The organism is Sphingobacteriaceae bacterium (assembly GCA_016715905.1).
GTDB lineage: Bacteria > Bacteroidota > Bacteroidia > B-17B0 > Aurantibacillaceae > Aurantibacillus.
The window spans coordinates 83,562-108,703 of sequence record JADJXI010000020.1 but is presented as its reverse complement, the minus strand read 5'-3'; the positions used below and the strand labels follow the sequence as shown (position 1 = coordinate 108,703).

Below are 25,142 nucleotides of genomic sequence, written 5' to 3'. Positions count from 1 at the left end.
TTTATGAATAAAAGATAAATTAAAATTTTATGCCTCGGCATGTTTAGAAACACGTTTACGTTCGTTTTCATCTAAAATAATTTTGCGCATACGAATATTATTTGGTGTAATTTCTACATATTCATCACCTTGAATATATTCCATAGCCTCTTCTAAACTGAATTTTACTTTAGGTGCAATTCTCATTTTTTCATCTGTACCGCTTGCACGCATATTGGTTAATTTTTTTTCTCCGCAAAGATTAATCACTAAATCGTCAGGACGAATATGCTCACCCACTACCATTCCCGGATAAATTTCTTCACCCGGATCAATAAAGAATTTTCCTCTATCCTGTAATTTATCAATACTGTAGGCTACGGAAGTTCCTCTTTCTTTACTTAATAAAACTCCGGCAATGCGATTTGGTATTACTCCCTTCCAAGGTTCAAAAGCTTTAAAACGATGAGCCATGATTGCCTCTCCGGCAGTGGCGGTTAAAATATTATTTCTTAAACCAATTATACCGCGACTTGGAATTTCAAATTCAATGTGTATTAAGTCACCTTTCGGTTCCATAATAAGCATATCCCCTTTTCGTTGTGTAACTAAATCAATTACTTTACTAGAAGATTCTTGTGGAACATCAATGGTGAGCACTTCAACGGGTTCACATTTTACTCCATCTATTTCTTTAACTATTACCTGTGGTTGGCCTACTTGCAATTCATACCCTTCACGGCGCATAGTTTCAATTAATACCGATAAGTGAAGAATTCCTCTTCCAAAAACTAAGTATGAATCCGGCGAACCTGTTTCTTCCACTCTTAATGCTAGATTTTTTTCAAGTTCTTTCATTAAACGATCACGTAAGTGACGAGATGTTACATATTTTCCGTCCTTACCAAAAAATGGTGAGTTATTAATGGTAAATAACATACTCATCGTTGGTTCATCGATATTTATTACCGGCAAACCTTCAGGGTTTTCGAAATCCGCAACAGTATCGCCAATCTCAAAACCTTCAATGCCGGTAAATGCACAAATATCTCCTGCGCAAACTTCAGTTACTTTAATTTTTCCTAAACCATCAAAAACAAAAAGTTCTTTCACTCTCGATTTTAAAATTCTTCCGTCACGTTTAACCACGCTAACCGGCATATTCTCCTTAATTGTTCCGCGATAAACACGTCCGATTGCAATCCTTCCAATAAAAGAAGAATAATCTAAAGAAGTGATTTGAATTTGTAAAGTTCCTTCGCGAACCGGAGCATCCGGAATTTTTTCAAGAATCACATCTAGTAAGTACGTAATATCTTCCGTAGGGTTTTTGTAATCCGGACCCATCCAACCTTGTTTACTTGAACCGTAAACTGTTGGAAAATCAAGTTGATCTTCCGTTGCTTCCAAATTAAAAAACAAATCAAAAACCTGATCATGTACCTCATCGGGGCGACAATTCGGCTTATCTACTTTATTAATTACTAAAATTGCTTTTTTACCGGCACTAATTGCTTTTTGAGTAACAAATCGGGTTTGAGGCATGGGACCTTCAAAAGCATCCACTAATAATAATACCCCATCAGCCATATTCATTACACGTTCTACTTCACCTCCAAAATCGGCGTGGCCAGGCGTATCAATAATATTAATTTTAGTTCCTTTATATTGAACGGAAACATTTTTTGCGAGGATAGTAATTCCCCGCTCTCTTTCCAGGTCATTATTATCAAGGATAAGTTCACCGGTTGCTTGATTTTCTCTAAACAGCTTACAGGTATGTAAAATTTTGTCAACCAAAGTAGTTTTACCGTGGTCAACGTGGGCAATAATTGCAATGTTTTTAATCCTTGACATGAATTGGTTTTAAGGGCGCAAATGTACGAAATTTTTGATGCAAATTTTTTAGTTAATTCATGTTATTTAATAAGAAATTGAGATTTTAATGCATTATTGACCCCTAAGATTGTTTATTGTCGGATAAATAACGAATTTTATAAATTCTACTTTCATTTATATGAAAATTGCCGTTAAACTAACCATTACCTTTTTTATAGTAGCCATTACGGCTATGTTGGTAACCGGCGCAATCAGTTATTATAATGCAAGAGCCACTTTAAAAGAAGAATCTTTTAATAAACTAATTGCCGTTCGTGAAATGAAGGCTAGTCAATTAACTGCCTATTTTTCGCAAATTCGCGATCAATTAATTGCTTTGGCAGAGGATCCTTTTATAGCCGAGGCCATGAATGAGTTTAAAAAAGGCTATTATAACATAACGGAAGAAATTAAAAAACCCGGACAATTAACGGCTTCGGCTACCCATATTAACGAGTATATTGATTCCGCATTTACGCCCTATCTTGATCAAAAAGGAATTTCGGTGAATCCAAAAAGTGTGTTCTCTCGTAAGCCCAATACTATTATTTTACAGGATTTTTACCTAGCCTCCAACCCCAATGAATTGGGGAAAAAACATTTAATGGATACCATACCCGTAAAGTGTACTTACAATTCGGCACATATTAAATACCATCCCGTTATTCGTAGTTTTTTAGAAAGATTTGGATATTACGACATTTTTTTAATTGATGTGAATGGCGCTGTAATTTATTCGGTTTATAAAGAAACTGATTTTGCATCTTCATTAACTGATGGACCTTTTGTAAATACCAATTTGGCGCTTTGTTATAAAAAGGCGCTGCACATTGGCAATAAAAATGAAGCCGCCTTGGTTGATTTTAGTGAGTACTTGCCCTCTTATAATGCACACGCCTCTTTTATGGGTACGCCAATATATGAAAAAGGTAAAATAATTGGTGTGCTTGTTTTTCAAATGCCGATTGATAATATTAATAAAATCATGACCAATGATAAAGAGTGGGAAAAAGTTGGGCTCGGAAAAACGGGTGAAACCTATATTGTAGGTGAAAATTACACACTCCGAAATCAATCGCGCTTTTTAATTGAAGACAGCAGCAATTATTTTAAAATGCTAAAAAGCATTGGCACACCACGCGCCACTATTAGTAAAATCCGAACTTTCAATTCTTCCGTAGGTTTGCAAGAAGTTAAAACAATTGGAACTGACGATGCCTTAAAAGGTCATTCTAATAATTTGTTGTTTAAAGATTATAGGGGTGTGCCGGTTTTATCCGCCTTTAAACCATTAAGTATTTTTGGGATGAATTGGGTAATTATGAGTGAAATTGATGAAGATGAAGCCTTTTCCTCAACCGAAACTTTAAAAATGACCATTATTAAAGCTTTTTTTGTCATGCTGATTTTAATGTTGATTGCCTCCGTGATTGTTAGTCGACAAATTACTAAGCCTTTAAAAGAACTAAAACACGATGCTGTTGAATTATCGAAAGGAAACTTGGATGTAAAAATAAATATTAATCGCAGTGATGAAATTGGTTCACTTGCGGATAGTTTTAGAATGATGCAAGCTTCTTTGAGTGATTTAATTCATGGGTTAGAAGATAAAGTAAAAGAAAGAACAAAAGAGGTTCAATCACAAAATCAAATTATTTTACACAAACAAAAAGAGCATATTGATAGTTTAAACTATGCGAAGCGTATTCAAGATACCTTATTAGCTACCGATAAATTTTTAAATAAATATTTACCCGATCACTTTTTATTATTTAAACCCAAGGATATTGTGAGTGGTGATTTTTATTGGGCTACCAAAAATGAAAAATATTTTTACATTGCCATTTGTGACAGTACGGGTCATGGTGTTCCGGGCGCATTTATGAGTTTACTCAATATGGCTTTTTTAAATGAAGCAATTAATATGCGTCACATTGAAGAACCACATGAAATTATGAATTTTGTGCGTGAAAGATTAATTGCCAATTTATCGAAAGATGGCAGGCAAGATGGAATGGACGGCGTATTATTACGCAAAAATATTAAAACCGGCGAATACGATTATTCGGCTGCACACAATGCCCCGGTAATAATTAGCAGCAATGAAATTATTGAATGTGCAGCCGACAAAATGCCGATTGGAAAAGGAGTGACTGATAAAGCCTTTACACTGCATGAACTCCAAGTGAAAAAAGGAGATGTAATTGTTATTTACACGGATGGTTATGCTGATCAGTTTGGTGGCCCAAAAGGGAAAAAATTAATGTACAAACCGCTCAAAGAAAAATTAAAATTAATTAGCGAATTGCCTTTGGGAGATCAAAAAGAAAAACTGGATTCCTTTTTCGAAGAATGGAGAGGTGATCAGGAACAGGTGGATGATATTTGTATGTTGGGAGTAAAAGTTTAATTCTCCCACTTATACTGCTTCACCACATCTACAAAATATTTTACTTTTTCTTTATCAATATCGGGATATAAACCATGACCTAAATTACAGATGTATTTATTCTTTCCAAACGCTTTTAACATGGTTTGAGTTTCATGCAAAATCTTTTTTTCGTCTGCATACAACAAACAAGGGTCCGTATTGCCTTGAAGTGTTTTGTTGCCGGATTCCTTACGCGCATTGAGTGGATCGATGGTCCAGTCTAATCCAATTGAACTGCATTTTGTTTCGCTGATCTTTTTCAAAGCATAATGCGCATCTTTTGCGAAAACTGTAACCGGAACCAATGACGAAAGCGCGTCACAGATCATTGAAATGTATTTGAGTGAAAATTCATAATACATCTTTTCACTTAATACACCGGCCCAGGAATCAAAAATTTGCAACATATCTGCTCCGGACTTCACCTGCCCTTTTAAATAATTGATAGAGCTGCTTGTGATTTTATCAAGAAGTAAATGGGAAAGCTCGGGTTCGGTATATAAAAATTGTTTGGCTTTACTAAATGTTTTGCTTCCTCCACCCTCAATCATATAAGCAAATAAGGTCCATGGTGCGCCACAAAATCCAATTAATGGTACACGTTGATTCAATTCTTTTTTTGTGAGTTTAAGTGCCTGCATCACATAATCCAAATCTCCTGCTTCAGCAATTCGTAATTCTTCAATGTCTTTTTTAGTCTTTATCGTTTTTTCAAATCGCGGACCCACAGCCTCTTTCATTTCATAAGGTAAACCCATAGCCTCGGGTATCACTAAAATATCGCTGAATATAATAGCCGCATCAACGCCTAAAATATCAACCGGTTGAATTGTTACTTCACAAGCAAGTTCCGGATTTTTTACAAAATCAATAAAATTTTTTGCTTTACTTCTAACGGCTCTGTATTCCGGCAAAACTCTTCCTGCTTGGCGCATTAACCACACCGGTGCTCTTTCTACTTCTTCACCACAGGCAGCTTTCAATATTAGATCATTTTTTAACATGGGCAAATGTAAATATTTTAAACTTTTTACAGTCATACATTTGTCATTAAAAATTCTGAATTACGATATAAATAAAAAGCCTTTATCAATTGATAAAGGCTTTTAAATAAATAAGTATAATTTTATTTAATCAATGTAACTTTTCCGGTAAACTCTTTTGATTTTCCAAATGTGTTTACCAATTTAATTTTCCAAACATAAACATCTTGTTTCAAAATTTCACTTCCTCTTTTCGCGTATGTTCCATTCCATCCTTGTTCAAAATCAGTAGTGCTGAATAAACGCTCGCCCCAACGGTCAAAAATATGCATCTCGTATTGATTAATTCCGAATCCTTTAGGCTGGAACACATCGTTAATCCCATCTCCGTTTGGAGAGAAAACATCAGGCACATAAATTCCGAAATCATCTCCAACAATTAATGATTTAACTACCGTATCAATACAACCATGATTACTTTTCACTATTAAAGCAGCTGCATAACTTCCCGGATCTGAGTATGACAAATTCACTACTGAGCTGAAATAAGGCTTAGTGCTTAGATGTGAGAAATTCCAGGTCCAGTTTGTAATCTCCGCTTCCCTGGATGCATCTGTAAATTCAATAGATTCGTTGATGATTGGTTTAGTTGGCGTGAAGTTAAAATCTGCAACCGGTATCGGCCAGGCGTTTACCGCTATTGAAGAAGTATTTTCACAACCATAATTATCCATATAATTAGCATAAATAACATAATGTCCGGGCTTAGTGAAACAATTAGCCGCTACTGAGCCGTTACCAACTGCTCCGTTTCCTAAATGCCAATTAGTAGATACTATCTGATTAAAAGTTTGTTGACCTAAATTAATGCATAACGGAACACAACTTTCCAATTTATCAGAAGTTATATTTAAGTTAGGTAAAGGCCTTACTAAAACTTCTACAAATGCATAAGCCTCACAGCCTATAGCGTCATGCACAAACACAGTATATATACCGGAAGCATTAGGCTGAAGATTCTCCAGTGGAGGATTTTGCAATACGGATAAGAAGTTGAGTGGACCATTCCAACTATAAAGCAATGCATTTTGAGCGCTTGCGTTTAATTGTATATTTTTTCCCGCACAAATTGGGCCACTATAATTTGCTGTAACAGTTGGCATAGGATTAACCGATAATTGAACCACGCCTGTATTCACACAATTATTAATATCTGTCACTGTTACTGAATACTCACCCATATGAATTGGGCTTGCGTTAGGAATATAGGTTGTTCCTGTACTTGCCGTAAATCCACCCGGACCAGTCCAACTGTATGTAACACCTCCCGCAGCAACTAATGTAGCCGTTTTATTCGCACAAACTGTAGATCCGATCGTTCCTACAAATGGTAATGGATATACACTTATGGCAATGGTATTTGAGCCTACGCAACCAAAATTATCTGTAACAACTGCTGTAAATGTTCCAACATGTGTCATATATGCATTCACATTAATATTATTTCCTACATGTGAGAAATTATTCGGGCCATACCAAACATAACTCAATCCGCCTGTACCACTGATCATCATCGGTGATTTTGCACAAACAGGTGCATTGGTTGTTAATGTTGGAATCGGTAATGCGCGAACCGTTGCGTCATAGGTTGCAAAGCTTGTACAGAACCCGATGGAAACACTTAAAGTATAAACACCGGCTTCTAACTGAGTAACACTAGGAATACTCACCGCAGGAAGATTACTATAAAATCCATTCGGGCCTGTCCAAGTATAAGATAAGGCACCACTTCCGCTTAAATTCAAAGTTCCTCCATAACATGGGATATCACCAATAATAACAGGAGCAGGAACGGGAATGATCGAAACGTTAGCAACGGCTGTACCCGTACAACCATCAATACTTAATGCATTCACAAAATACTGACCCGTCATGTTAGGTTGAGCATTCGGGATAACTGGATTCGGTAAATTCGAAGTAAATCCTTGTGGACCTGTCCAGCTATATGTTGCAGCACCTTGAGCGAGCAAATTCAATGGCTGACCACTGCAGATCGTTGGGCTGTTTACAGTTACTGTTGGAAGCGGATTCACGATAATCTGGAAATTCGCCGTATTGGTACAACCGTCAACTGATGTTCCTAAAACATTGTAATTGGTAGTAACCATTGGTGCTACATTGAAGAAATTAGTTAAAAATCCACCCGGTGTTGTAGTGTAATTTGCAGCTCCACTCAGTGTAACATTGGCACTATTTCCAATACAAATGGCTGAAGGGCTTGGAGTGGCTATAATGGTAGGAGTTATTCCAACATTAACCAGCACGGTACCTGTGCCCGTACAACCCACACTACTAGTTCCTGTTACTGTATAAATAGTAGAAACAGTTGGCGAAACAACTAAAGTAGAACCCGGAATTGCACCCGGATCCCAAGTATACGTACCGCCAACACCCGCACCGCTGGCAGTAAGGGATGATGAACCTCCATTACAAATAATTGTTGGACTAGCAATGCCGGTTACGGTAGGAGATGGACTGACATAAACGGTTCCGGTTCCACTGCAATTTGTTCCTGATGAAACCACAGCCGTATATGTTCCCGGTAAATTAAAATTAATAGTAAATGTATTATTAGGCCCAACAATACCCGGACCGGACCATAAAACTGTATTGGTAAAGTTATTCGGCGAAACCGACATGGTACTTGGTCCTGTAAAACAAGTTGGTGCAGTAATAATAGGAACCATTAAACCACCTTGACCAATTACCGTGAAAGTAGCTGTGATTGTGTAACCCGGACAACCGTTACAACCAAATAAAGTGTAGGAATAAACTCCCGGTTGATTCACTTGAATTGTTGGAGTACCTTGTCCGCTTACTATACCGGGCCCCGCCCAATTTATTGTACCACAAGTAGGACTTACAGGAGCTGTTGTTGGTGTGTTATATCCGCCGGTCCAACCTAAACTTGCATTTCCATTTACTTGAGCAACCAAAGGTATTTGAGGAAGATTACACGTTAAAGTCCCGCCATTAGGCGCAATAATTGATCCCGTTGGAATTGGTAAAGCACAGCAAGCATAATCACCTCCTCCGGGTAATGCTTGCACAGTACTAATAATATTTGCTTGACCAGGAATAATATTTCCAATATAATCTGTTCCATTACTATTGTAATACATTCTATGAATGGCCGGATTTGTAGTAGTTAAAATAGAAAAACCACCACCTGCTGTTTGATTAATCATTCCGGAAATTGACCAAGAACAGGTTAATACTCCATTAATGTTGTAACAATAAATACCTTGTTGTGCGCCAGGCGAAGCTTTTAAAATATAAAAGTTATCTGCCATGTCACAAACCACATCATATGGACCTTGACCCGAAAATGCCGGAACTAGTGTAGTAAGTAAAGTACCCGGACCTGCTCCGGTGTACTGCCAGATTTGTCCCGAAGCACCAATCAAATTATAAATTTTTGTAGCACCGCCACCAATGTTAACGGCTCCACCACCAACAACCGCATTACCCGTATTAGACCAGGTTCCACCGTTGTTATAATACCAATACGTTCCACCGGATGTTGTCCACCAAGTTGGATTAGGAGCCGGAAAACCAAAAGCAGGGCCAATAGCTAAACCACCCGCACCACCGGGTAAATTATTCAATACAATTGTTGCCGGTCCATTCGGTAATGTATGACCGTTTATTATTGTTCCGTTATGCGCATAAATTGATTGCGTGGGACAGCTGGGAGCTGCGGGTTGAGCAATTAATTTGCCAAAACAAAAAAGTGCAACGAAAGGAATTAATAATTTTTTCACTGTGTTTAATTTTTAGACTATAAATATATGTTAAAATGATTTTTTTCCTAAGAAAACCACTCATTATTAAGTTAAGTTCACTCAATCGTTTTGATATTTGGGAAATACGCTTAACTATTTGATATTAAATACTTTATGTTTCTAAATGGATAAAGTTACCGATTATAATTACAGATTCGTTATTAAAGCTGATTTTGGATTGTATAAATTTTGAAATTGAAAGATTCAAATCATGGTAGTCTCGAGCAGAATCGAACTGCTATCAAAAGTTTAGGAAACTTCTATTCTATCCATTGAACTACGAGACCAATTATTTACAAAGAACACTTCTATTCTATCCTCCGCCCAGGCGGAGAACTACCAGACCAATTATTTAAAAGAACATTTTTATTTTTTCACAACTTGGTAAAACGCTACAACACTAATTTTTTAAAGACGTTAAAAATACAAAACTTTAAGCGATACGATAATTCACTTTAATTTCATTGGTGTGATAGTCTTATATTAATCGATTTATAAGAGTAAATATACTAAACCTATACCGTTTTAGTATATAATTGATTGATATTCTGTGGTTTTTAATTTACCTTGCTTTTGCGTTTTGCACTTTTATTAATAACGATTAAATAAAATTAGATGAAAAAAATCTACATCGTTCTGTTTTTGCTGGCCACTAATTTTTTATTTAGCAAAACAACTCCTGCATTAAATGCGGGTACAAATTTAGCTTTTGTTCCTAACTACGGACAATATCAAACCTCTGAAGGAAACGCAGCAAATATGGTACACTTTAAAGCTAGTGTAAGAGGGATGGAATTTTATATTACGGATAGCGGGTTATCTTATGTTTTTGTAAAACACAATAGGGATAATTACGATCCTGCATTAGGAGGAAGCCCGGATCCAAATTTTGTACCTACAACTGAATATGGGCGCGTTGATATGCATTTAAAAAATGCAACTTTAAATAAAAATACAGTAGAAAAATCAAATCAAGCATTTAATACTACTAATTATTATTATGCCCATTGTCCTACTGGAATTATGGAAACCAAAGGATATTATAAATTAACTTACTTAAATGTGTATCCAAATATTGATTGGGTAATTACCAGTGATTCAAAATATCATTTGAAATACGAATTTATTGTTCACCCGGGAGGAAATCCGGCAAACATTCTATTAGAATATAAATACGCCGACTTAAATGTAACTAGTAACAGTATTCAATTAAGTACTCCTATGGGTCAAATTAATGAACAAAACTTATTTGTTTATCAATTAGAAACTAACCAGCAAGTGCCTGCATCTTATGTTCAAAACGGAAATATCGTTACAATCAGTACCCAAACTACAGCCGGAACAACTTTGATAATTGATCCTCCATTATATTGGTCAACTTATTGGGGAAGCGCCGGTTCAGAACAAACACAAGCACTAGTTTGTTCAACAGTTGGAGAATATGTATTTATTGCTGGATATACAAGTAGTACAACTTATCCAACAACTAATCCCGGCGGAGGAACATATTATCAGGCAACTTTAGGAGGAGGTACCGATGCCTTTATTGCAAAATTTGATACTAACGGTGTACACATATGGTCTACCTTTTACGGCGGAAGTTTAAATGAAGGCTCAACAAGTTATACCGGAATATCCATTGCTTGTGGTCAAAATACAGATTTGTGGTTAGTTGGTACAACCAATTCCGCAAATTTTCCATTGCAGAATATGGGTGGCGGAGCTTATTATCAAGCCGCTTTAGGTGGAGCCTATGATTTTTTTGTAGTTAAATTTAATTATGCCGGTGTAAGGCAACACGCCACCTATGTTGGTGGAACGGCCGATGATGGCGGATTGAGTCATGGTAATGGGGCAGATTGTGATGCCAATGGGAATCTTTATTTCGCCGGAAGAATGAACTCTACTAATTTCCCTTTGGTAAATCCGGGTGGAGGCGCCTATTTTGATAATACCCAAAATGGCGCAGATGATTTATGTATTGTAAAACTGAATGCAAATTGTCAAATGTTATGGTCGACGATTTTTGGCGGAAGCGGGGATGATATGAATTACTCAATGGATTTACATGTTGACCGAATCAACAGCAAATTATATTTAGGAACATGTTCTAATTCGGCGAACTTACCTTGCATTAACCCCGGAGGCAGTTATTATTTTGATAATACAATAAATGGTGGAACCGATGCTTACCTCTCTCAATTCAATTTTTCAGGTGTTCAATTATGGAGCACTTACATTGGGGGAAGCAGTGATGAATGGTTATCGATGTCTGTAAACACAGCACCTGATGGAGATGTTGCATTTATCACTTTAACCGGGTCATCTAATATTCCTTGTGTAAATCCGGGCGGGGGTGCATTTTTTGACAATACAATTAACGGAGGCACTTGGGATATGTACCTATGTAGATTTGAACAAAACGGCGCAATGAGTTGGAGTACTTATTACGGTTCATCAAATAATGAACATTGTCAGCATAACCTCACTATTGATGCTAATGGCAATATAATCATGTGTGGCGTTTCTGACGGAGCCGCAGCGCCACCTACCTTTAATCCAGGCGGAGGTAGTTTTTATGATGGAACCAAGGATGCTCAGGGAACGTATTGCCTTGTACAATTTAGTCCCGCCGGTGTTATGCTTTGGGGAACTTATTGGGGAGGTTCCGGACATGACCATTTATTCGGAACTGTTGGCGCATGCATTGGCGTAAGTTTTCATAGCGATATTTTTGTTTGTGGTGAAACTAATTCTACTGATTTACCCATGGTAAATCCCGGATTAGGTGCTTACTTTGATAATACATCAAACGGAGGATCGGACGGATTTGTAGCAAAATTCAATAATGATATAATTCCTATCATTCTTCCGGTTGAACTCAAAAGTTTTGAATGCGAACCGTCGGTTCTGGGCATGCGGTTGAATTGGACAACATTAAATGAAACCAGAAATAATAAATTTAACATTGAAAGAACTATAGATGGGTTAAACTACGATAATATTGGTGAAGTGCAAGGTTCTCTTAGTTCATTTAGCGCCCAACATTATAGTTTTACAGATAAAAATCCATATCCAGGAATTAATTACTATCGCTTAAGACAATCTGATCTGGATGGGCATGAAAAAACATTTGAGGTGATTACTTGTAATAAAGAATTAATAATTAGTAATGGTCAAATTGAAGTATTGAGTGTGACGGGACAGTATTTAGGAAAAGTTTCAGCCGACAACTATCAAAATGAGGTGAAGCGATTGAATCTTCCTGCCGGCATTTATATTTTAAGAGTAACTGAAAACGGGGAACAGAAGAATTTTAAGCATGTGATTAATCAATAATAATTAATCATTTAAAGGGATAAACTTTACTATTAAAATTTTAATCGGCCAAGTAATTTAAAAGCCATAATTACGCCCAAAACGCAGGAAATATAAAAGATTGCATCAACAAAAAAACCGGTATCGCCTCTACTCCTTAAAACTGCTGTGCCTGCAATTGAAAAACTCACCAATAACGATAAAGCCAAGGTTGCCCCGGCCTGACGAATTGATTTATTCATGTTCTCATTATTACCTAATTTAATATCGTGTGTTAATTTTCCGCTCTTGATGTTGTACAGTATTTCACCGATATCCTCGGGCAATGCTTGAGCTAATTCGGCGTATTTTTTAATGGTTTTAAAAAGCGCTTTTCCAACACGAGGCAAAGTATATTGTTTTTTTACCAAAGCCTCAGCATAAGGTCGAATTGCATTTGAAACCGAAACACTTGGATCCAGCCTTAATCCAACTTTTTCAATGGTGGCAATAGACTTAAGCAATAAAAATATGCTACCGGGAATTTGTAATCCAAACTTGCGGATGATAATCAAACATTCATCCATTATTTGTGCTATACTCAAATATTCATACGGAACAGACTTATACTTCTTCATCATTTCATCCAGCATAAATTCCAAATCATCTCTATTCTTGAATTTATTCGAATTCACATTTAATAACAATATTGCTTCACTCAACATCACACTATCTTTTAAATCCATAGCTCTGATAAACTTGGCCAGAAATTCCATTTGTGAAGGACGTAATGTACCCACCATTCCAAAATCAATTAATCCAATTACATTATTGGGCATAACAAAAATATTTCCGGAATGCGGATCAGCGTGAAAAAATCCATTTTCAAAAATCATTTTTAAAAATACATCTACACCATTGGCAGCTACTTGTTTTGGATCAAGCCCGTTTTCAGTTATTTCTATTAAATTGTCAGGAGAAATTCCTTCAATATATTCCAATACCAGCAATCTTGCTGTAGTTAAGTGAACATATACTTTTGGAATTTTACAATGAGGAACATTAGCAAACATCTCACCAAATCTTCTTGCATTAGCAGCTTCATTTAAATAGTTCAGCTCATTACGCATGGTTTCTCCAAATTCATGCACTATGCCTTCCAAATTCATTACAATAAATTCAGGATATTCCTCCGAAATCTTGTGCGCTATGTATTCTAATATCTGTAAGTCAAGATTAATTTTTTCTTTAATGAAGGGCCTTTGAATTTTAACTACAACTATTTCTCCGTTCCGGAGTTTACCTTTATAGACTTGGCCCAAAGATGCAGAGCCAATGCATTCGGGATTAAATTCAGAAAATATCTGATCCAAAGGCGCACTCAATTCAGCCTCTATTAATTTCATAGCATGCTGATGATCAAAAGGTTTTGCTGCTGTTTGTAACTTTTTAAGTTCAACTCTTAATTTTTCAGATACAATGTCAGGCCTGTCTGCCAGTATTTGTCCAAATTTCACAAAGGTTGGTCCCAGTTTTTCCAACATCATTCGTAAACGAACTTGAGGAGAAAGAATAATTCCTTTGTGTTTATATTTTGATGAAATTAAAAAATTAAAATACCTGGGTCTTCCTATCCAGCCTCTCCAGTAATAGCCAATTACAACAAACAAAATACTGAGCCCCCTGAAAATACGAAGTAATAGGTTTCTTATTTTAAATATTCCAAACATGTTATAAATTGATAAATATCTCGTTCTTTTAACAACGCTATTATTTACAAATATACGCTGTTAATGTCTGTTAACCTTTAATTTTCTGTGTTCTTTTAAATTGATTTGTATCAGGAATTATTGGTAACTTAGCTCTCACAATGAGAGTTGGTTTTTTAATCGCAATATTCCTTTTTTTGAATGGCATTTTGTACAGTCAAACCTCAACCAGCGGCGTTGAAGAACTTAAGTTGGCTCAACTGAAAGAAAAAAAATCAGAGTATAATAAATTAAATAATGGTGGTGTTGATGGTTACCGAATAAAAATTCATTTTGGAATTGATCGGGAACAGGCCAAAAACACAAGGGGTAAATTTAGTTCTAAATTCCCAGAAATTGCCACTTATGAAGAATATCAGCAACCTAACTTTGTAATATTGGCCGGCGATTATAAAACTAAATTAGATGCATTTAAAGTATTGAAACAAATACAAATTGAATTTCCTTCCTCTTTTATAGTGAAAGATAAAGTTAAATTGTAAAAAATCATCCCCCGGCCTTTTTTATTTTGTAATTCAAATCGTTTAATAATTTCACGATTTTATCACGATGATCACCTTGAATCAAAATTATTCCGTTTTTAACGGAACCTCCGCCTCCACACTTTTGTTTTATCATTTTTCCCAAATCTTCCAGATCTTTTTCATTGCCTATAAAGCCCGTAACTCTGCTTAGCAATTTTCCACCGCCCAGCCTATCGAGATACACTTTTAGTTGTTGCTTTTCGTTAGGCAATGTTTTAAGTTCTTCACCATCATCCTGCTCCACTTTGAAATTCGGATTTGTGCTGTAAATTATTTTATCCGACTTTTTATTTTTATTACTCATTTGTTGTTTTTAATAATTAACCAAACGCATAATAATACTGTTATAGCTAAAATATTGAGATAAATATAAGGAAATTTATGTTCGTGATTAATCCTTTCTGTTTCTGTTTGAGTTCCTAAAAACTGAACTTCAACTCTTAATTGGTCTTTTATTTTACGAATACTATCCTGCAAATTTTTGAATGAATTTAAATAGCCGAAAGCTGCTTCATGGTTTTTTTCTTCATACTATACCTTAGCCGCAATATTATACCACTGTAATTTTGATTCCGTTAAGTTAAAATATCGAATGAGACTATCTGCTTTTGTTAAGCAATCATTAGCCGAACTAACATTTTTTAAATACAAATTTGCCAATGCTAAGTTTAAATAAACATCGGCCTTCATGGCATCCAACTCCATAATATCGTATAATTTTAAAGCATCCATGCCATTGGCTACAGCATCTTCATTTTCTTGTTGAATTAAATTTAATACCGCAGTGTTATTTAATATTTCAGCCATCAATTCGTAATGATGCATTTGGTTTGCTGAACGAAAAGCCCTTTTAAAATAATCTTGTGCTTTCAAAAAATGTATGGAATCTTTTTGTAAGGAAGCTGCGGTAGCAAATAAAACACCCATATTCATTAAACAATTTGTAGCCTGCAGATGGTTTTGTGTTTGAACACAAATCTCATAGGCCGAATTGTAATTCGCTTCGGCTGTCAAAAACATATTCAGTTCGCTGTAAATATTTGCCAGATTAATATTCGATTTTACAATTCCATCTAAATCTTTAATTTTAGTTCGAAATTCTAATGCCTTACGATGATAATTTAAAGCTTTAGGATACTCCCCTTTTCTGTAAAATATAATTCCTTTTAAATTGAAAGCTTTAGCTAAATAATATGGGTTTTTAGATTCATTAGCGCTCTTTTCAGCCCATTCTGCACATTCAAAACTGTAAAAGGGATCTATGGCCCTGTATTTAAAACCTTCCTTATAAAAAAGCTGCACTTTTTCAGTATCACTTTTTAAGGTTAAGGAAATATTAATCAATGAATCTAAATTCTGCGCCCTTGCATGTAAAAAATTGATAAAAAGAATGGTTGAAATTATTGCTTTCATCTAAATCAAATATATACATTTAACGCAAATTCAATATTATGCCACGTTATTTAATTCAACAAAAAAACCCGGCTTCTCATTATATTTATTTTGATTTAGTTATAGAAAATATTAATGCCGACAAACTTCAATTGCAACTTCCTGCCTGGCGTCCCGGCAGATACGAACTGGGTAATTTTGCCAAAAATATTAAGAGACTGGATGTTTTTAATGCTTCCGGTGAAATCATTCCATTTACTAAACTAACAAAAGATCTTTGGGAAATCAACACACAAGGAATTAATAGTTTGAAAGTAACTTATAGTTATTATGCAGCCGAATTAAATGCAGGGTCTTGTTATGCCGATACAGATCAAGTTTATATTAATCCTGTTCATTGTTGTTTTCAAATATCCGGAAAAGAAAATGAAGAGCATATTTTAGAATTAAAATTACCCGATAACTACCAAATTGTTTCTTCTCTGAAAAAAAATAATAATTGTCTTATTGCTGAAAGTTTTGAAGAATTGGTTGATTCGCCTCTAATGGCTTCTGCCAATATTCAATCAGAAAAATATACGGTAAATGATATTGATTTCTATTTGGATTTTAATGGCATTTGCAGCCCTGATTTTGAACAAATGAAAAAAGATTTTATTTCATTCACCAAAAAAACTATTGAATTTTGGGGAGATATGCCTGTAAAAGAATATCGATTTCTTTTTCAAATATTAACCAATAAATTTTATCACGGAGTTGAACATCAAAATTGTACCGTTATTGCAATTGGTCCGGGTTATGCTATTAATTCCGGTAAAACCTATGAAGATATTTTGGGTGTAAGCTGCCATGAGTTATTCCATACCTGGAATGTGAAATTCATAAGACCGGCAGAAATGTATCCCTATAACTATACTCAAGAAAATTACGCCAAAACAGGATATGTTTATGAAGGCTTTACTACTTACTATGGCGATAAACTTTTGTATAGTAGCCAAGTATTTAATACGGAACAATATTTTGAAACATTACAGGAACGTTTATTTAAACATTTCCACAACTTTGGAAGATATAATTTGAGCGTAGCCGATAGTAGTTGGGAAACCTGGCTGGATGGTTATGTGCCCGGAGCTCCTTATCGTAAAACTAACATTTATGATGAAGGAAGCTTAATTGCTTTAATGCTCGACGTTCAAATTTTAAAAGCAACTCAAAATAAAAAATCTTTACGCGATGTTTGTGTTGCACTTTATAATGACATTGCCAAAAATAAAAAAGGATATACCGAAACGGATATTATTAGCTATGCAAATAAAATATCAGGAACTGATTTGAACGACTTTTTTAAAAAATTTGTTTACAACTCAACAGATTATGAAGAAGGATTGTTGACAGCCTTTGAATATTTAGGAATTGAATTTCGAAAAGAACAAAATCCGGCTTTATGCGAACACGCGTATGGTTTCAAAATAATTGAAGTAACCAACTCTGCAAAAGTAAGCCTGGTTGCGCCCTATTCTCCCGCGTGGAAGTGTGGGTTATTTGCCGGAGACGAAATCATAGCCATCAACGGAATAGTATTAAAAAATAACCTCAACAATTGGTTAAGTTATTTTGAAAATAAGGTGGAAGTGGAATTATTGGTGAATAGCGGAGATAAAATAAAAAATTTGAAGTTATCAAAAGACAAAAAAGGCAATAGCTGGTTTTTCATTCCTAAACTAACTATCACAAGCACGGCCACAGCAAGTCAAAAAGACAATTTTAAAGCCTGGATTCATTTTTAGCTAATAATCAAATAGTTAGATGAGATAATTGATGGTTTTGTTAAAAACTTTAGCTAAAATTTCTTAAAATCCTGATTTTAAACAGTAATTTCATTCTATTAATTAACTAAAAAAAAACATAATGGAAGAAACAACATCAACAGGAACTGGTACAGAAGCGGCTAAAAGACCGACATTTTTAACTGTACTTTGTATTTTATCATTTATTGCAGCAGGTTTAGGTATTCTTGCCTACATAGGAGCGATTGCAGTAGTAGGAGCAGTATCTGCAGCAGCAGGAGCAGTTGGCGACGCCATGTCATCTGAAGCCGGAGCAGCTATGGAAGCAGCATCAGCAGCCATGTCATCAGCTGGACCAAGCGCAGGAGTAATTTGGGCTTACATCATTGTAGGTTTCATTACAACTATCGTTGGTTTATTTGGTGTTATCAAAATGTGGAAACTTCAAAAAGTTGGTTTCTTTATTTACACAGGTTGCAGCGTTGCTTCTATGGTAATGGGCATGATTTACAGTGGATTCTCAGTAATGGGTGTACTTTTCCCTGTATTATTCATCGTTCTTTACGGAATGAACTTAAAGCACATGAAATAATATTTAATTATTTTTTGCAAAAAACCCCTTCCTAAACGAAGGGGTTTTTTTTATTTTAATTCTTTTCATTTACTGTTATTGATAAATAAAAACTTACATTTATAAAAAAATATTATGGAACAAAATAACGCAAATGACCCCAATGCCGGAAAAAGCTTAGGAGTTGCCGGTTTAGTAATTGGTATAATCTCCTTAATTTTCTCATTTATCCCTTGTCTTGGAGCTTGGGCTTTTATCCCTGCCATTGTAGGATTAATATTATCTCTGATCTCAATGAAACAAGCCGGACCAAATGGTTCAAAAGGAATGGCCATTGGCGGTTTAATTTGTTCGGCCATTGCAATAATTTTTGCTTGCTATTGGTTGTATCTGATGTTTTTTGGGGTAGGAAAAGTGGTTGATGAATTTCAAAAATCAGGAGCTATGGACTCTTTGAATAAAGCCTTTAAGATGATGGGAGACTCAATGACCAAAGCCGTAAAAATTTTGGAAGAAATGAAAGATACTACGCAGAAATAGTTTGATTTTGAAAACACCTTCCTATGTTTTAATATCCTGGGTGTTTTTTATCTTAATAGGAATGGTTTTTAGCTATTCCTATTTTTTTTATCCAAACCAACATCCTATTCCCTGTATAATTAAAGCAAAAACTGGCGAAGAATGTAATACCTGCGGCTTCTCAAAATCATTTGGACATTACACACACTTTGAATTTAACGAAGGAAAAATGATTAATCCCAAATCATATTTGGTATTTATTTACTTTTTGTTTCAGTTTTTCATGCGATTATCCATTCTACTAATTCATCATTTAAACCTGAGTTATTTAGGCGAAAAATTTATTAAAACAGATCTTGTGATTAGCATATCAGGTTTTTTATTTGCATTTTTACCTATCATAATTTCATAATTATATCATGGAAATCTCAAGCGAAAATCAATTTACAAACGATATAGAATCACCAAAACGAAATCAGTTTTTAACCGCTATATGTATTCTGAGTTGGCTGTGTTGCGCATATATTGTCATTACAGGTGTGGCCGGCATATTTACCAATACCCCCGAAAAACAAGCTGAACAAATTGAACAAATGCGAAGATTTAATCCGGAAGCTGCTGATAAGATGGAAACCATTTTAGCAGAACAAGGTTCAACGGGTCAAATTGTAAATAATGCTATTGGATTAATCGGCATGGGTTTAAGTGCATTGGGCGTTTGGTTTATGTGGAATCTGCAAAAAAAAGGTTTTTACTTTTATCTTTTGGGTGAATTAATTCCATATGTGGGAATAGCACTTGCCGGAAAAACAATGATGGCTACTTTCAGCGCGTTTGGCGGATCAGGAAATTTAATGGCCGTCATCATGATAGCCCTCATGGTTGTTTTTGATGCAGCTTTTATAATCATGTATGCGGTAAATTTAAAACATATGAAATCTGAGTAATATAAAATGATGAAGAACAAATACCCCAAAGGACTTTTTTTTCTGGTATTCACCGAATTCTGGGAAAGATTCGGATACTATTTAATGATTGGGATTTTCACCCTTTACATGACTGCCGAAGAAAAAGAAGGAGGATTTGGATGGGATAATGCACAAGCAGCAGACATATACGGCACTTTTATTGCAGCAGCATATCTAACGCCCTTCATGGGTGGTTTATTGGCCGATTTAAAATTAGGGTATCGCTTTTCCATAACCCTTGGAGGAATTTTAATGGGTATTGGGTATTGCTTATTATCAGTTCACGAACTCTGGGCATTTTACACAGCATTAATAATTATGGTTGTAGGTAACGGATTTTTTAAACCCAATATTTCTACTCTATTAGGTAATCTGTTTAATCATCCCGATTACAAAAGCAAAAAAGATACCGGCTATAATATTTTTTACATGGGTATAAACCTGGGTGCGTTTATTTGCAATTTCATTGGTGCCATCATGCTTAATAAAATAGGATGGAATGGCGCATTTATTGCTGCAGGTATAGGCATGTTCATAGGCGTAATCACTTTTTGGATGGGCATAAAACACTATAAAGCAGTTGATGTGAGAAAAGAACCTACTCCTCAGGATAAGCCTTTACTTATGCAGTTTGCCAAGCTTATGCTTATCGGGGTTGGCTTTGCCGTTATTGGCTGGTTTATTCCGGGTAGTATTTCAAGTAGTAATAGTACAGATGCTTTTTTTATGTTTTGCATTCCTGTTATTTATTTTTTCGCCTCCATTTATATTAAATCCAGTACGGAAGAAAAAAAACCGCTGAGCACCATGTACATTATTTTCCTCATCGTTATTTTATTCTGGGCAATTTTTAAACAAAACGGTACCGCACTTACTACCTATGCAAAGTATTATACTGACCGTGAGAGTCCGGCCGCAATTTCAGATCTAACAGCAAAACTTGGTTTTTCAGAAAAAGTAACTGCGCAGAACTCAGAGGAAAGTCAGCTGGATGAGCAATTCCGAAAAATTAAAAATGAAAATGGCGAAACAATAACGGTAATGGATTATCCGGCCTATTTTAAAAACTTAGACGCTTCTAAAATCCCGCCGCAAGGCGAATCATTACAATTATTTAATACAAGTATATTTCAGTCTATAAATCCCTTTTTTGTTGTTATTCTTACTCCATTAATAATTGCAGTGTTTTCTTATATGCGTAGAAAAAATAAAGAGCCTACCACTGCTTCCAAAATTGCAATAGGATTATTTATTTCAGCACTTTCTACTTTAGTAATGGTTGGTGCTGTTTATTACACGGGCAATGGCATAAATAAAGCTAGCGCGTGGTGGTTAATTGCCAGTTACGGTGTAATAACTATAGGGGAGTTATGTTTAAGTCCAATGGGATTATCCATGGTGTCTAAATTATCGCCTGCAAGATTTACTGCGCTCATGATGGGCGGATGGAGCTTGGCTACTTCCTTAGGGAATAAGCTTAGTGGAGAGCTAGGAAAAAACTGGGACAAAATGGACCATAAAGCTTATTTTTTTATGTTGAATTTTGCACTGCTTATGTTTGCTTTTTTTATTATGTTGTTTTTACTCAAAAAACTTAACAGAGTTTTCAGAGAAAATACGGCATAATTTTTTCTCAGCAAACTATTCAATTATTCATTTAAAATTAAATGCTTATGGCAACACACAGTGATGAATTTTTAAAAAACCTTAGGGAAGATTTTACAAAAGGTACTTTAAGTGAGTCTGATTTATTATCAGATCCCATGCAACAATTTGAATTGTGGTTTAAACAGGCTAACGAAACTCACATGCCCGAAGTACAGGCCATGACACTAGCTACGGTTGAAAATAACCAACCCTCAGCACGAATAGTTTATCTTAGAAAAATCCATAATAACAAATTTTGGTTTTATGGAAATTATAATTCACGTAAAGGTCGAAGCCTGGAAAAAAATCCTAATGCATGTTTAAACTTTTTCTGGCCCGAATTACAACGACAAATTCGCATTGAAGGAACGGTAAAAAAAGCTTCTGCCGATAACAGCGATAATTACTTTCAACTTCGACCTTACGAATCTAAACTTGGCGCTTGGGCTTCTAATCAAAGTGCTAAAATAAATTCACGAAAAGATATTGAAAACAATTTAGAAAAATATAGATTGGAATTTGAAGGAAAAGATGTTCCGCGTCCGGAACATTGGGGTGGATGGATATTAAAAGCAAATTATTATGAATTTTGGCAAGGAGGAATTAGTCGTTTGCACGACAGGCTTTGTTATAATTTACAAAATGATAAATGGGAGATTAGCAGACTCGCCCCTTAATAATTATTACTATGACCAAAAGTGAAAAAATAAAAAATTTTGACCCTAATGGAGTCGGACAATTAAATGATGGAATGTTCGGACTTCCATTTACACTTGAAGAATGTGAAACCGTTCTGATTCCCGTTCCCTGGGAAGTAACCGTGAGTTATAGCGGCGGCACCGTAAACGGACCCAAAGCCATCTTAGATGCAAGTTATCAGGTAGACTTATACGACCCCTTAGTAAAAGATGCTTGGAAAAAAGGAATTGCTATGGATAAAATAAATAATTCCATAAAACAAAAAAGCAATTTATTAAGAAAAAGTGCCGAACGTTATATTGAGGAATTGGCTAATGGAAAAAATCCGGAATCCCCAAAACTAAAAAGTCAGGCGAATAAAATACAAAAAGAATGTCTGGCTTTAAATAAATGGGTGAAAGAAAAATGTTTGCATTTTCTGAATCAAAATAAAACGGTTGGATTAATTGGAGGTGACCATTCCACTCCATTGGGCATGATGCAGGCTTTGGCCGAGAAATTTGGCAACTATACCATTTTGCAAATTGATGCGCATGCCGATTTACGAATTGCCTATGAAGGATTCGAATTTTCGCACGCATCTATCATGTACAATGCTTTAAAAATAAAAGAAATTGATAAATTAGTACAAGTAGGAATTCGCGATTATTGTGAAGAGGAACTCGAAATCATACAAAACAGCAAAGGAAGAATTGTAACCTTTTTTGACAGAGATATTAAATACAAAATGTTTAATGGAGATAGCTGGGATAGAATTTGTAACAGAATTGTGAATGAACTTCCGCAAAATATTTATTTGAGTTTTGACATCGACGGTTTGGATCCAAAATTATGTCCAAATACCGGCACTCCTGTTGCAGGAGGATTTGAAACCGAACAAATTCTATTTTTGTTTGAAAAAATAGTAAAAAGTGGTAGAAAAATAATTGCATTCGATTTAAATGAAGTTACTCCGGGTAAAAATAATGATTGGGACGCTAATGTGGCCGCACGTTTATTATACAGAATCTGTAACCTGGTTGCGTCGAGTCAAAATAAATAAATTGAAAATAATTATCCCCATATTACTTGTTCTTCAACTTCACGCCGGATTAAAAGTGGGTCCTTACCGGGCTGTCCTTTTTCTAAATGAAAAAGAAAATATACTACTGCCTTTCAATTTTGAAGTTACTGAAAAAGGGAAAAAAATAATTATAAAAAATGCAGAGGAAAAAATTGAAGTAAGCGAAATAAAATTTAAAAAAGATTCCGTATTTATTCAAATGCCCGTTTTTGATACTGAATTTAGATGTAAAATTACCAATGAAGGTTTACAAGGACATTGGATTAACCATTACCGCAACGAAAATAATATTATTCCATTTAAAGCCTATTTCGGTCAAACAAATCGTTTTGATTTTGTCCCGGGTAAAGCAAATCCGTATTTTGAAGGCAAATGGGAATGTACTTTTTCGCCAACTAGTCAAGATAGCTCTAAAGCAATAGGCATTTTTCATCACTTAGAACAAACAGATTATATCTCCGGAACGTTTTTAACGGAAACCGGCGATTATCGATTTTTAGAGGGAATGAAAAACGGAAATAAAATGTATTTATCCTGTTTCGATGGCAGTCATGCTTTTCTTTTTGTGGCCGAATTAAATACCATTAATGAAACTTTGTCGGGAGTGTTTTATAGCGGGGCGCATTGGCAAGAAAGCTGGACTGCTAAGCGAAATGAGCATTTTGAATTAAAAAATGCCGATGAAATAACATTTGCACTTGATAAAAACAAAGTTGTAGATTTCAAATATCTAAATTTTGATAAAAAATTTGTTTCACTCACTGATAAAAAATTTGAAAATAAACCGATAATTATTCAGGTAATGGGGAGTTGGTGTCCCAATTGCATGGATGAAAGTGCTTACTTAAGTGAACTGTATTCCGTATACAAATCGCAAGGACTTGAAATTATTGCCTTAGCATTTGAGAAAACTACCGATTTTGCCAAAGCTAAAACTCAGGTTAACAGATTAATTAAAAAATTTAATATTAAATATACCGTTTTATTGCCCTTACAAACCGGAAAAAATAAAGCTTCCGAAAGTTTAAATTTTGTAAATAACATTACCGCTTTTCCTACCACTATTTTTTTAAATCGTGAGCACAAAATTGTGAAAATCCACACCGGATTTAGCGGCCCCGCCACCGGAAATGAGTATCTTCGCTTTAAGGAAAATACTGAATCGCTCATAAAAAATTTATTGAAACTTTAATGTTCACCGGAATTATAGAAACATTCTCCAAGTTGGAACACATTCAAAAAGAAGGTGAAAATATTCATTTTACTTTTTCTTCACCAATTGCTCAAGAATTAAAAATTGATCAAAGTGTGGCGCATAATGGTGTATGTTTAACTATAACTTCCTTAAACCAAAATTTATACACCGTTACCGCAATAGCCGAAACTTTACAGAAATCTAATCTCGGTGAATTAAAAGAAGGCGATCAAGTAAATATTGAAAGATGTTTACAGGTTAATGGTCGATTTGACGGGCATATAGTTCAGGGACACGTAGACACAACTGCAATTTGTAAATCTATCAGTGACCAAAAGGGAAGCAAAGAATTTTTGTTTGAGTATTCAGCCGATAAGGGGCACATCACCGTTGAAAAAGGAAGCATTACAGTAAATGGGGTTAGTTTAACGGTAGTAAAGTCTTTGAATACTCAATTTTCAGTATGCTTAATTCCATATACTTTAACACATACCAATTTTAACAATTTACAGGTGGGAGACCAAGTGAATATTGAATTTGATATAATTGGCAAATACCTGGCCAAACTAGCTTCAAAAAACTGATTTTTTACAGT

The 25,142-nt window shown here is 35.2% G+C and carries 20 protein-coding genes and 1 tRNA gene; 13 read left to right on the top strand and 8 right to left on the bottom strand.

The annotated features are described in order from the left end of the window. Nucleotides 1-27 precede the first annotated feature (27 nt). Nucleotides 28-1,836, bottom strand: a complete 1,809-nt coding sequence (typA, locus tag IPM51_15935) for a translational GTPase TypA (GenBank protein MBK9285786.1) — start codon at nucleotides 1,834-1,836, stop codon at nucleotides 28-30. A gap of 160 nt (nucleotides 1,837-1,996) precedes the next feature. On the opposite strand from typA, the gene IPM51_15930 reads away from it, so the two are divergent. After that, a complete protein-coding gene (locus IPM51_15930; protein ID MBK9285785.1) occupies nucleotides 1,997-4,267 on the top strand; it encodes a SpoIIE family protein phosphatase in 2,271 nt (756 codons plus the stop codon). On the opposite strand, the gene hemE is transcribed toward IPM51_15930, so the two are convergent. From hemE to IPM51_15915, 3 genes are all read right to left on the bottom strand, one after another. Further along, nucleotides 4,264-5,292 (bottom strand): uroporphyrinogen decarboxylase, encoded by a 1,029-nt coding sequence (gene hemE / locus IPM51_15925; protein MBK9285784.1) that lies wholly within the window; start codon nucleotides 5,290-5,292, stop codon nucleotides 4,264-4,266. The two genes, IPM51_15930 and hemE, sit on opposite strands and share 4 nt — an antisense overlap. A 122-nt stretch (nucleotides 5,293-5,414) precedes the next feature. Then, complete coding sequence (locus IPM51_15920) at nucleotides 5,415-9,095, bottom strand: gliding motility-associated C-terminal domain-containing protein (GenBank protein ID MBK9285783.1); 3,681 nt, start codon at nucleotides 9,093-9,095, stop codon at nucleotides 5,415-5,417. Nucleotides 9,096-9,328: 233 nt separating this feature from the next. Next, nucleotides 9,329-9,403, bottom strand: a tRNA-Arg gene (locus IPM51_15915). A 328-nt stretch (nucleotides 9,404-9,731) separates the two neighbouring features. Between IPM51_15915 and IPM51_15910 the strand changes: the two genes are divergently transcribed. Beyond that, nucleotides 9,732-12,455 (top strand): T9SS type A sorting domain-containing protein, encoded by a 2,724-nt coding sequence (locus IPM51_15910; protein MBK9285782.1) that lies wholly within the window; start codon nucleotides 9,732-9,734, stop codon nucleotides 12,453-12,455. Nucleotides 12,456-12,487: 32 nt separating this feature from the next. On the opposite strand, the gene IPM51_15905 is transcribed toward IPM51_15910, so the two are convergent. Next, entirely contained in the window at nucleotides 12,488-14,143 is a 1,656-nt protein-coding gene (locus IPM51_15905) for an AarF/ABC1/UbiB kinase family protein (GenBank protein ID MBK9285781.1), read from the bottom strand. Nucleotides 14,144-14,283: 140 nt separating this feature from the next. Between IPM51_15905 and IPM51_15900 the strand changes: the two genes are divergently transcribed. Then, complete coding sequence (locus IPM51_15900; protein ID MBK9285780.1) at nucleotides 14,284-14,664, top strand: SPOR domain-containing protein; 381 nt, start codon at nucleotides 14,284-14,286, stop codon at nucleotides 14,662-14,664. A 4-nt stretch (nucleotides 14,665-14,668) separates the two neighbouring features. Here IPM51_15900 and IPM51_15895 read toward each other — a convergent pair whose 3' ends face one another. From IPM51_15895 to IPM51_15885, 3 genes are read right to left on the bottom strand one after another with little or no spacing between them, the layout of a single operon-like run. Continuing rightward, complete coding sequence (locus tag IPM51_15895; GenBank protein ID MBK9285779.1) at nucleotides 14,669-15,010, bottom strand: translation initiation factor; 342 nt, start codon at nucleotides 15,008-15,010, stop codon at nucleotides 14,669-14,671. Next, entirely contained in the window at nucleotides 15,007-15,183 is a 177-nt protein-coding gene (locus IPM51_15890) for a hypothetical protein (GenBank protein MBK9285778.1), read from the bottom strand. The genes IPM51_15895 and IPM51_15890 overlap by 4 nt, the downstream gene beginning before the upstream one ends. Before the next feature lie 54 nt (nucleotides 15,184-15,237). Continuing rightward, entirely contained in the window at nucleotides 15,238-16,119 is an 882-nt protein-coding gene (locus tag IPM51_15885; protein MBK9285777.1) for a tetratricopeptide repeat protein, read from the bottom strand. Between the two features lie 38 nt (nucleotides 16,120-16,157). On the opposite strand from IPM51_15885, the gene IPM51_15880 reads away from it, so the two are divergent. The 10 genes from IPM51_15880 (at nucleotide 16,158) to IPM51_15835 (ending at nucleotide 25,131) form a co-directional block, all read left to right on the top strand. Next, a complete protein-coding gene (locus tag IPM51_15880; GenBank protein MBK9285776.1) occupies nucleotides 16,158-17,885 on the top strand; it encodes a M61 family peptidase in 1,728 nt (575 codons plus the stop codon). 121 nt (nucleotides 17,886-18,006) lie between these two features. Next, nucleotides 18,007-18,477: a hypothetical protein gene (locus tag IPM51_15875; protein ID MBK9285775.1), complete on the top strand. Its 471-nt coding sequence runs from the start codon at nucleotides 18,007-18,009 to the stop codon at nucleotides 18,475-18,477. Nucleotides 18,478-18,591: 114 nt separating this feature from the next. Beyond that, a complete protein-coding gene (locus tag IPM51_15870; protein MBK9285774.1) occupies nucleotides 18,592-18,996 on the top strand; it encodes a DUF4190 domain-containing protein in 405 nt (134 codons plus the stop codon). Nucleotide 18,997: 1 nt separating this feature from the next. Beyond that, nucleotides 18,998-19,387 (top strand): DUF2752 domain-containing protein, encoded by a 390-nt coding sequence (locus IPM51_15865; GenBank protein MBK9285773.1) that lies wholly within the window; start codon nucleotides 18,998-19,000, stop codon nucleotides 19,385-19,387. A gap of 7 nt (nucleotides 19,388-19,394) precedes the next feature. Then, entirely contained in the window at nucleotides 19,395-19,922 is a 528-nt protein-coding gene (locus IPM51_15860) for a hypothetical protein (protein MBK9285772.1), read from the top strand. Between the two features lie 9 nt (nucleotides 19,923-19,931). Then, a complete protein-coding gene (locus IPM51_15855) occupies nucleotides 19,932-21,569 on the top strand; it encodes a peptide MFS transporter (protein ID MBK9285771.1) in 1,638 nt (545 codons plus the stop codon). A gap of 47 nt (nucleotides 21,570-21,616) precedes the next feature. Further along, nucleotides 21,617-22,267, top strand: coding sequence for a pyridoxamine 5'-phosphate oxidase (pdxH, locus tag IPM51_15850; protein ID MBK9285770.1), 651 nt, complete (start codon nucleotides 21,617-21,619; stop codon nucleotides 22,265-22,267). Between the two features lie 11 nt (nucleotides 22,268-22,278). Continuing rightward, on the top strand, nucleotides 22,279-23,331 hold the full coding sequence (locus tag IPM51_15845; protein MBK9285769.1) for an agmatinase family protein: 1,053 nt from the start codon (nucleotides 22,279-22,281) through the stop codon (nucleotides 23,329-23,331). A gap of 1 nt (nucleotide 23,332) precedes the next feature. After that, nucleotides 23,333-24,544 (top strand): TlpA family protein disulfide reductase, encoded by a 1,212-nt coding sequence (locus IPM51_15840; GenBank protein ID MBK9285768.1) that lies wholly within the window; start codon nucleotides 23,333-23,335, stop codon nucleotides 24,542-24,544. Beyond that, nucleotides 24,544-25,131, top strand: coding sequence for a riboflavin synthase (locus tag IPM51_15835; GenBank protein MBK9285767.1), 588 nt, complete (start codon nucleotides 24,544-24,546; stop codon nucleotides 25,129-25,131). The genes IPM51_15840 and IPM51_15835 overlap by 1 nt, the downstream gene beginning before the upstream one ends. Nucleotides 25,132-25,142 lie beyond the last annotated feature (11 nt).

Excerpts from the sequence above, each read along its gene's own strand:
- typA (MBK9285786.1), bottom strand. The coding sequence starts at position 1,836 with ATGTCAAGGATTAAAAACATTGCAATTATTGCCCACGTTGACCACGGT.
- IPM51_15930 (MBK9285785.1), top strand. The coding sequence starts at position 1,997 with ATGAAAATTGCCGTTAAACTAACCATTACCTTTTTTATAGTAGCCATT.
- hemE (MBK9285784.1), bottom strand. The coding sequence starts at position 5,292 with ATGTTAAAAAATGATCTAATATTGAAAGCTGCCTGTGGTGAAGAAGTA.
- IPM51_15910 (MBK9285782.1), top strand. The coding sequence starts at position 9,732 with ATGAAAAAAATCTACATCGTTCTGTTTTTGCTGGCCACTAATTTTTTA.
- IPM51_15905 (MBK9285781.1), bottom strand. The coding sequence starts at position 14,143 with ATGTTTGGAATATTTAAAATAAGAAACCTATTACTTCGTATTTTCAGG.
- IPM51_15900 (MBK9285780.1), top strand. The coding sequence starts at position 14,284 with ATGAGAGTTGGTTTTTTAATCGCAATATTCCTTTTTTTGAATGGCATT.
- IPM51_15895 (MBK9285779.1), bottom strand. The coding sequence starts at position 15,010 with ATGAGTAATAAAAATAAAAAGTCGGATAAAATAATTTACAGCACAAAT.
- IPM51_15885 (MBK9285777.1), bottom strand. The coding sequence starts at position 16,119 with ATGAAAGCAATAATTTCAACCATTCTTTTTATCAATTTTTTACATGCA.
- IPM51_15880 (MBK9285776.1), top strand. The coding sequence starts at position 16,158 with ATGCCACGTTATTTAATTCAACAAAAAAACCCGGCTTCTCATTATATT.
- IPM51_15875 (MBK9285775.1), top strand. The coding sequence starts at position 18,007 with ATGGAAGAAACAACATCAACAGGAACTGGTACAGAAGCGGCTAAAAGA.
- IPM51_15870 (MBK9285774.1), top strand. The coding sequence starts at position 18,592 with ATGGAACAAAATAACGCAAATGACCCCAATGCCGGAAAAAGCTTAGGA.
- IPM51_15860 (MBK9285772.1), top strand. The coding sequence starts at position 19,395 with ATGGAAATCTCAAGCGAAAATCAATTTACAAACGATATAGAATCACCA.
- IPM51_15855 (MBK9285771.1), top strand. The coding sequence starts at position 19,932 with ATGAAGAACAAATACCCCAAAGGACTTTTTTTTCTGGTATTCACCGAA.
- pdxH (MBK9285770.1), top strand. The coding sequence starts at position 21,617 with ATGGCAACACACAGTGATGAATTTTTAAAAAACCTTAGGGAAGATTTT.
- IPM51_15845 (MBK9285769.1), top strand. The coding sequence starts at position 22,279 with ATGACCAAAAGTGAAAAAATAAAAAATTTTGACCCTAATGGAGTCGGA.
- IPM51_15835 (MBK9285767.1), top strand. The coding sequence starts at position 24,544 with ATGTTCACCGGAATTATAGAAACATTCTCCAAGTTGGAACACATTCAA.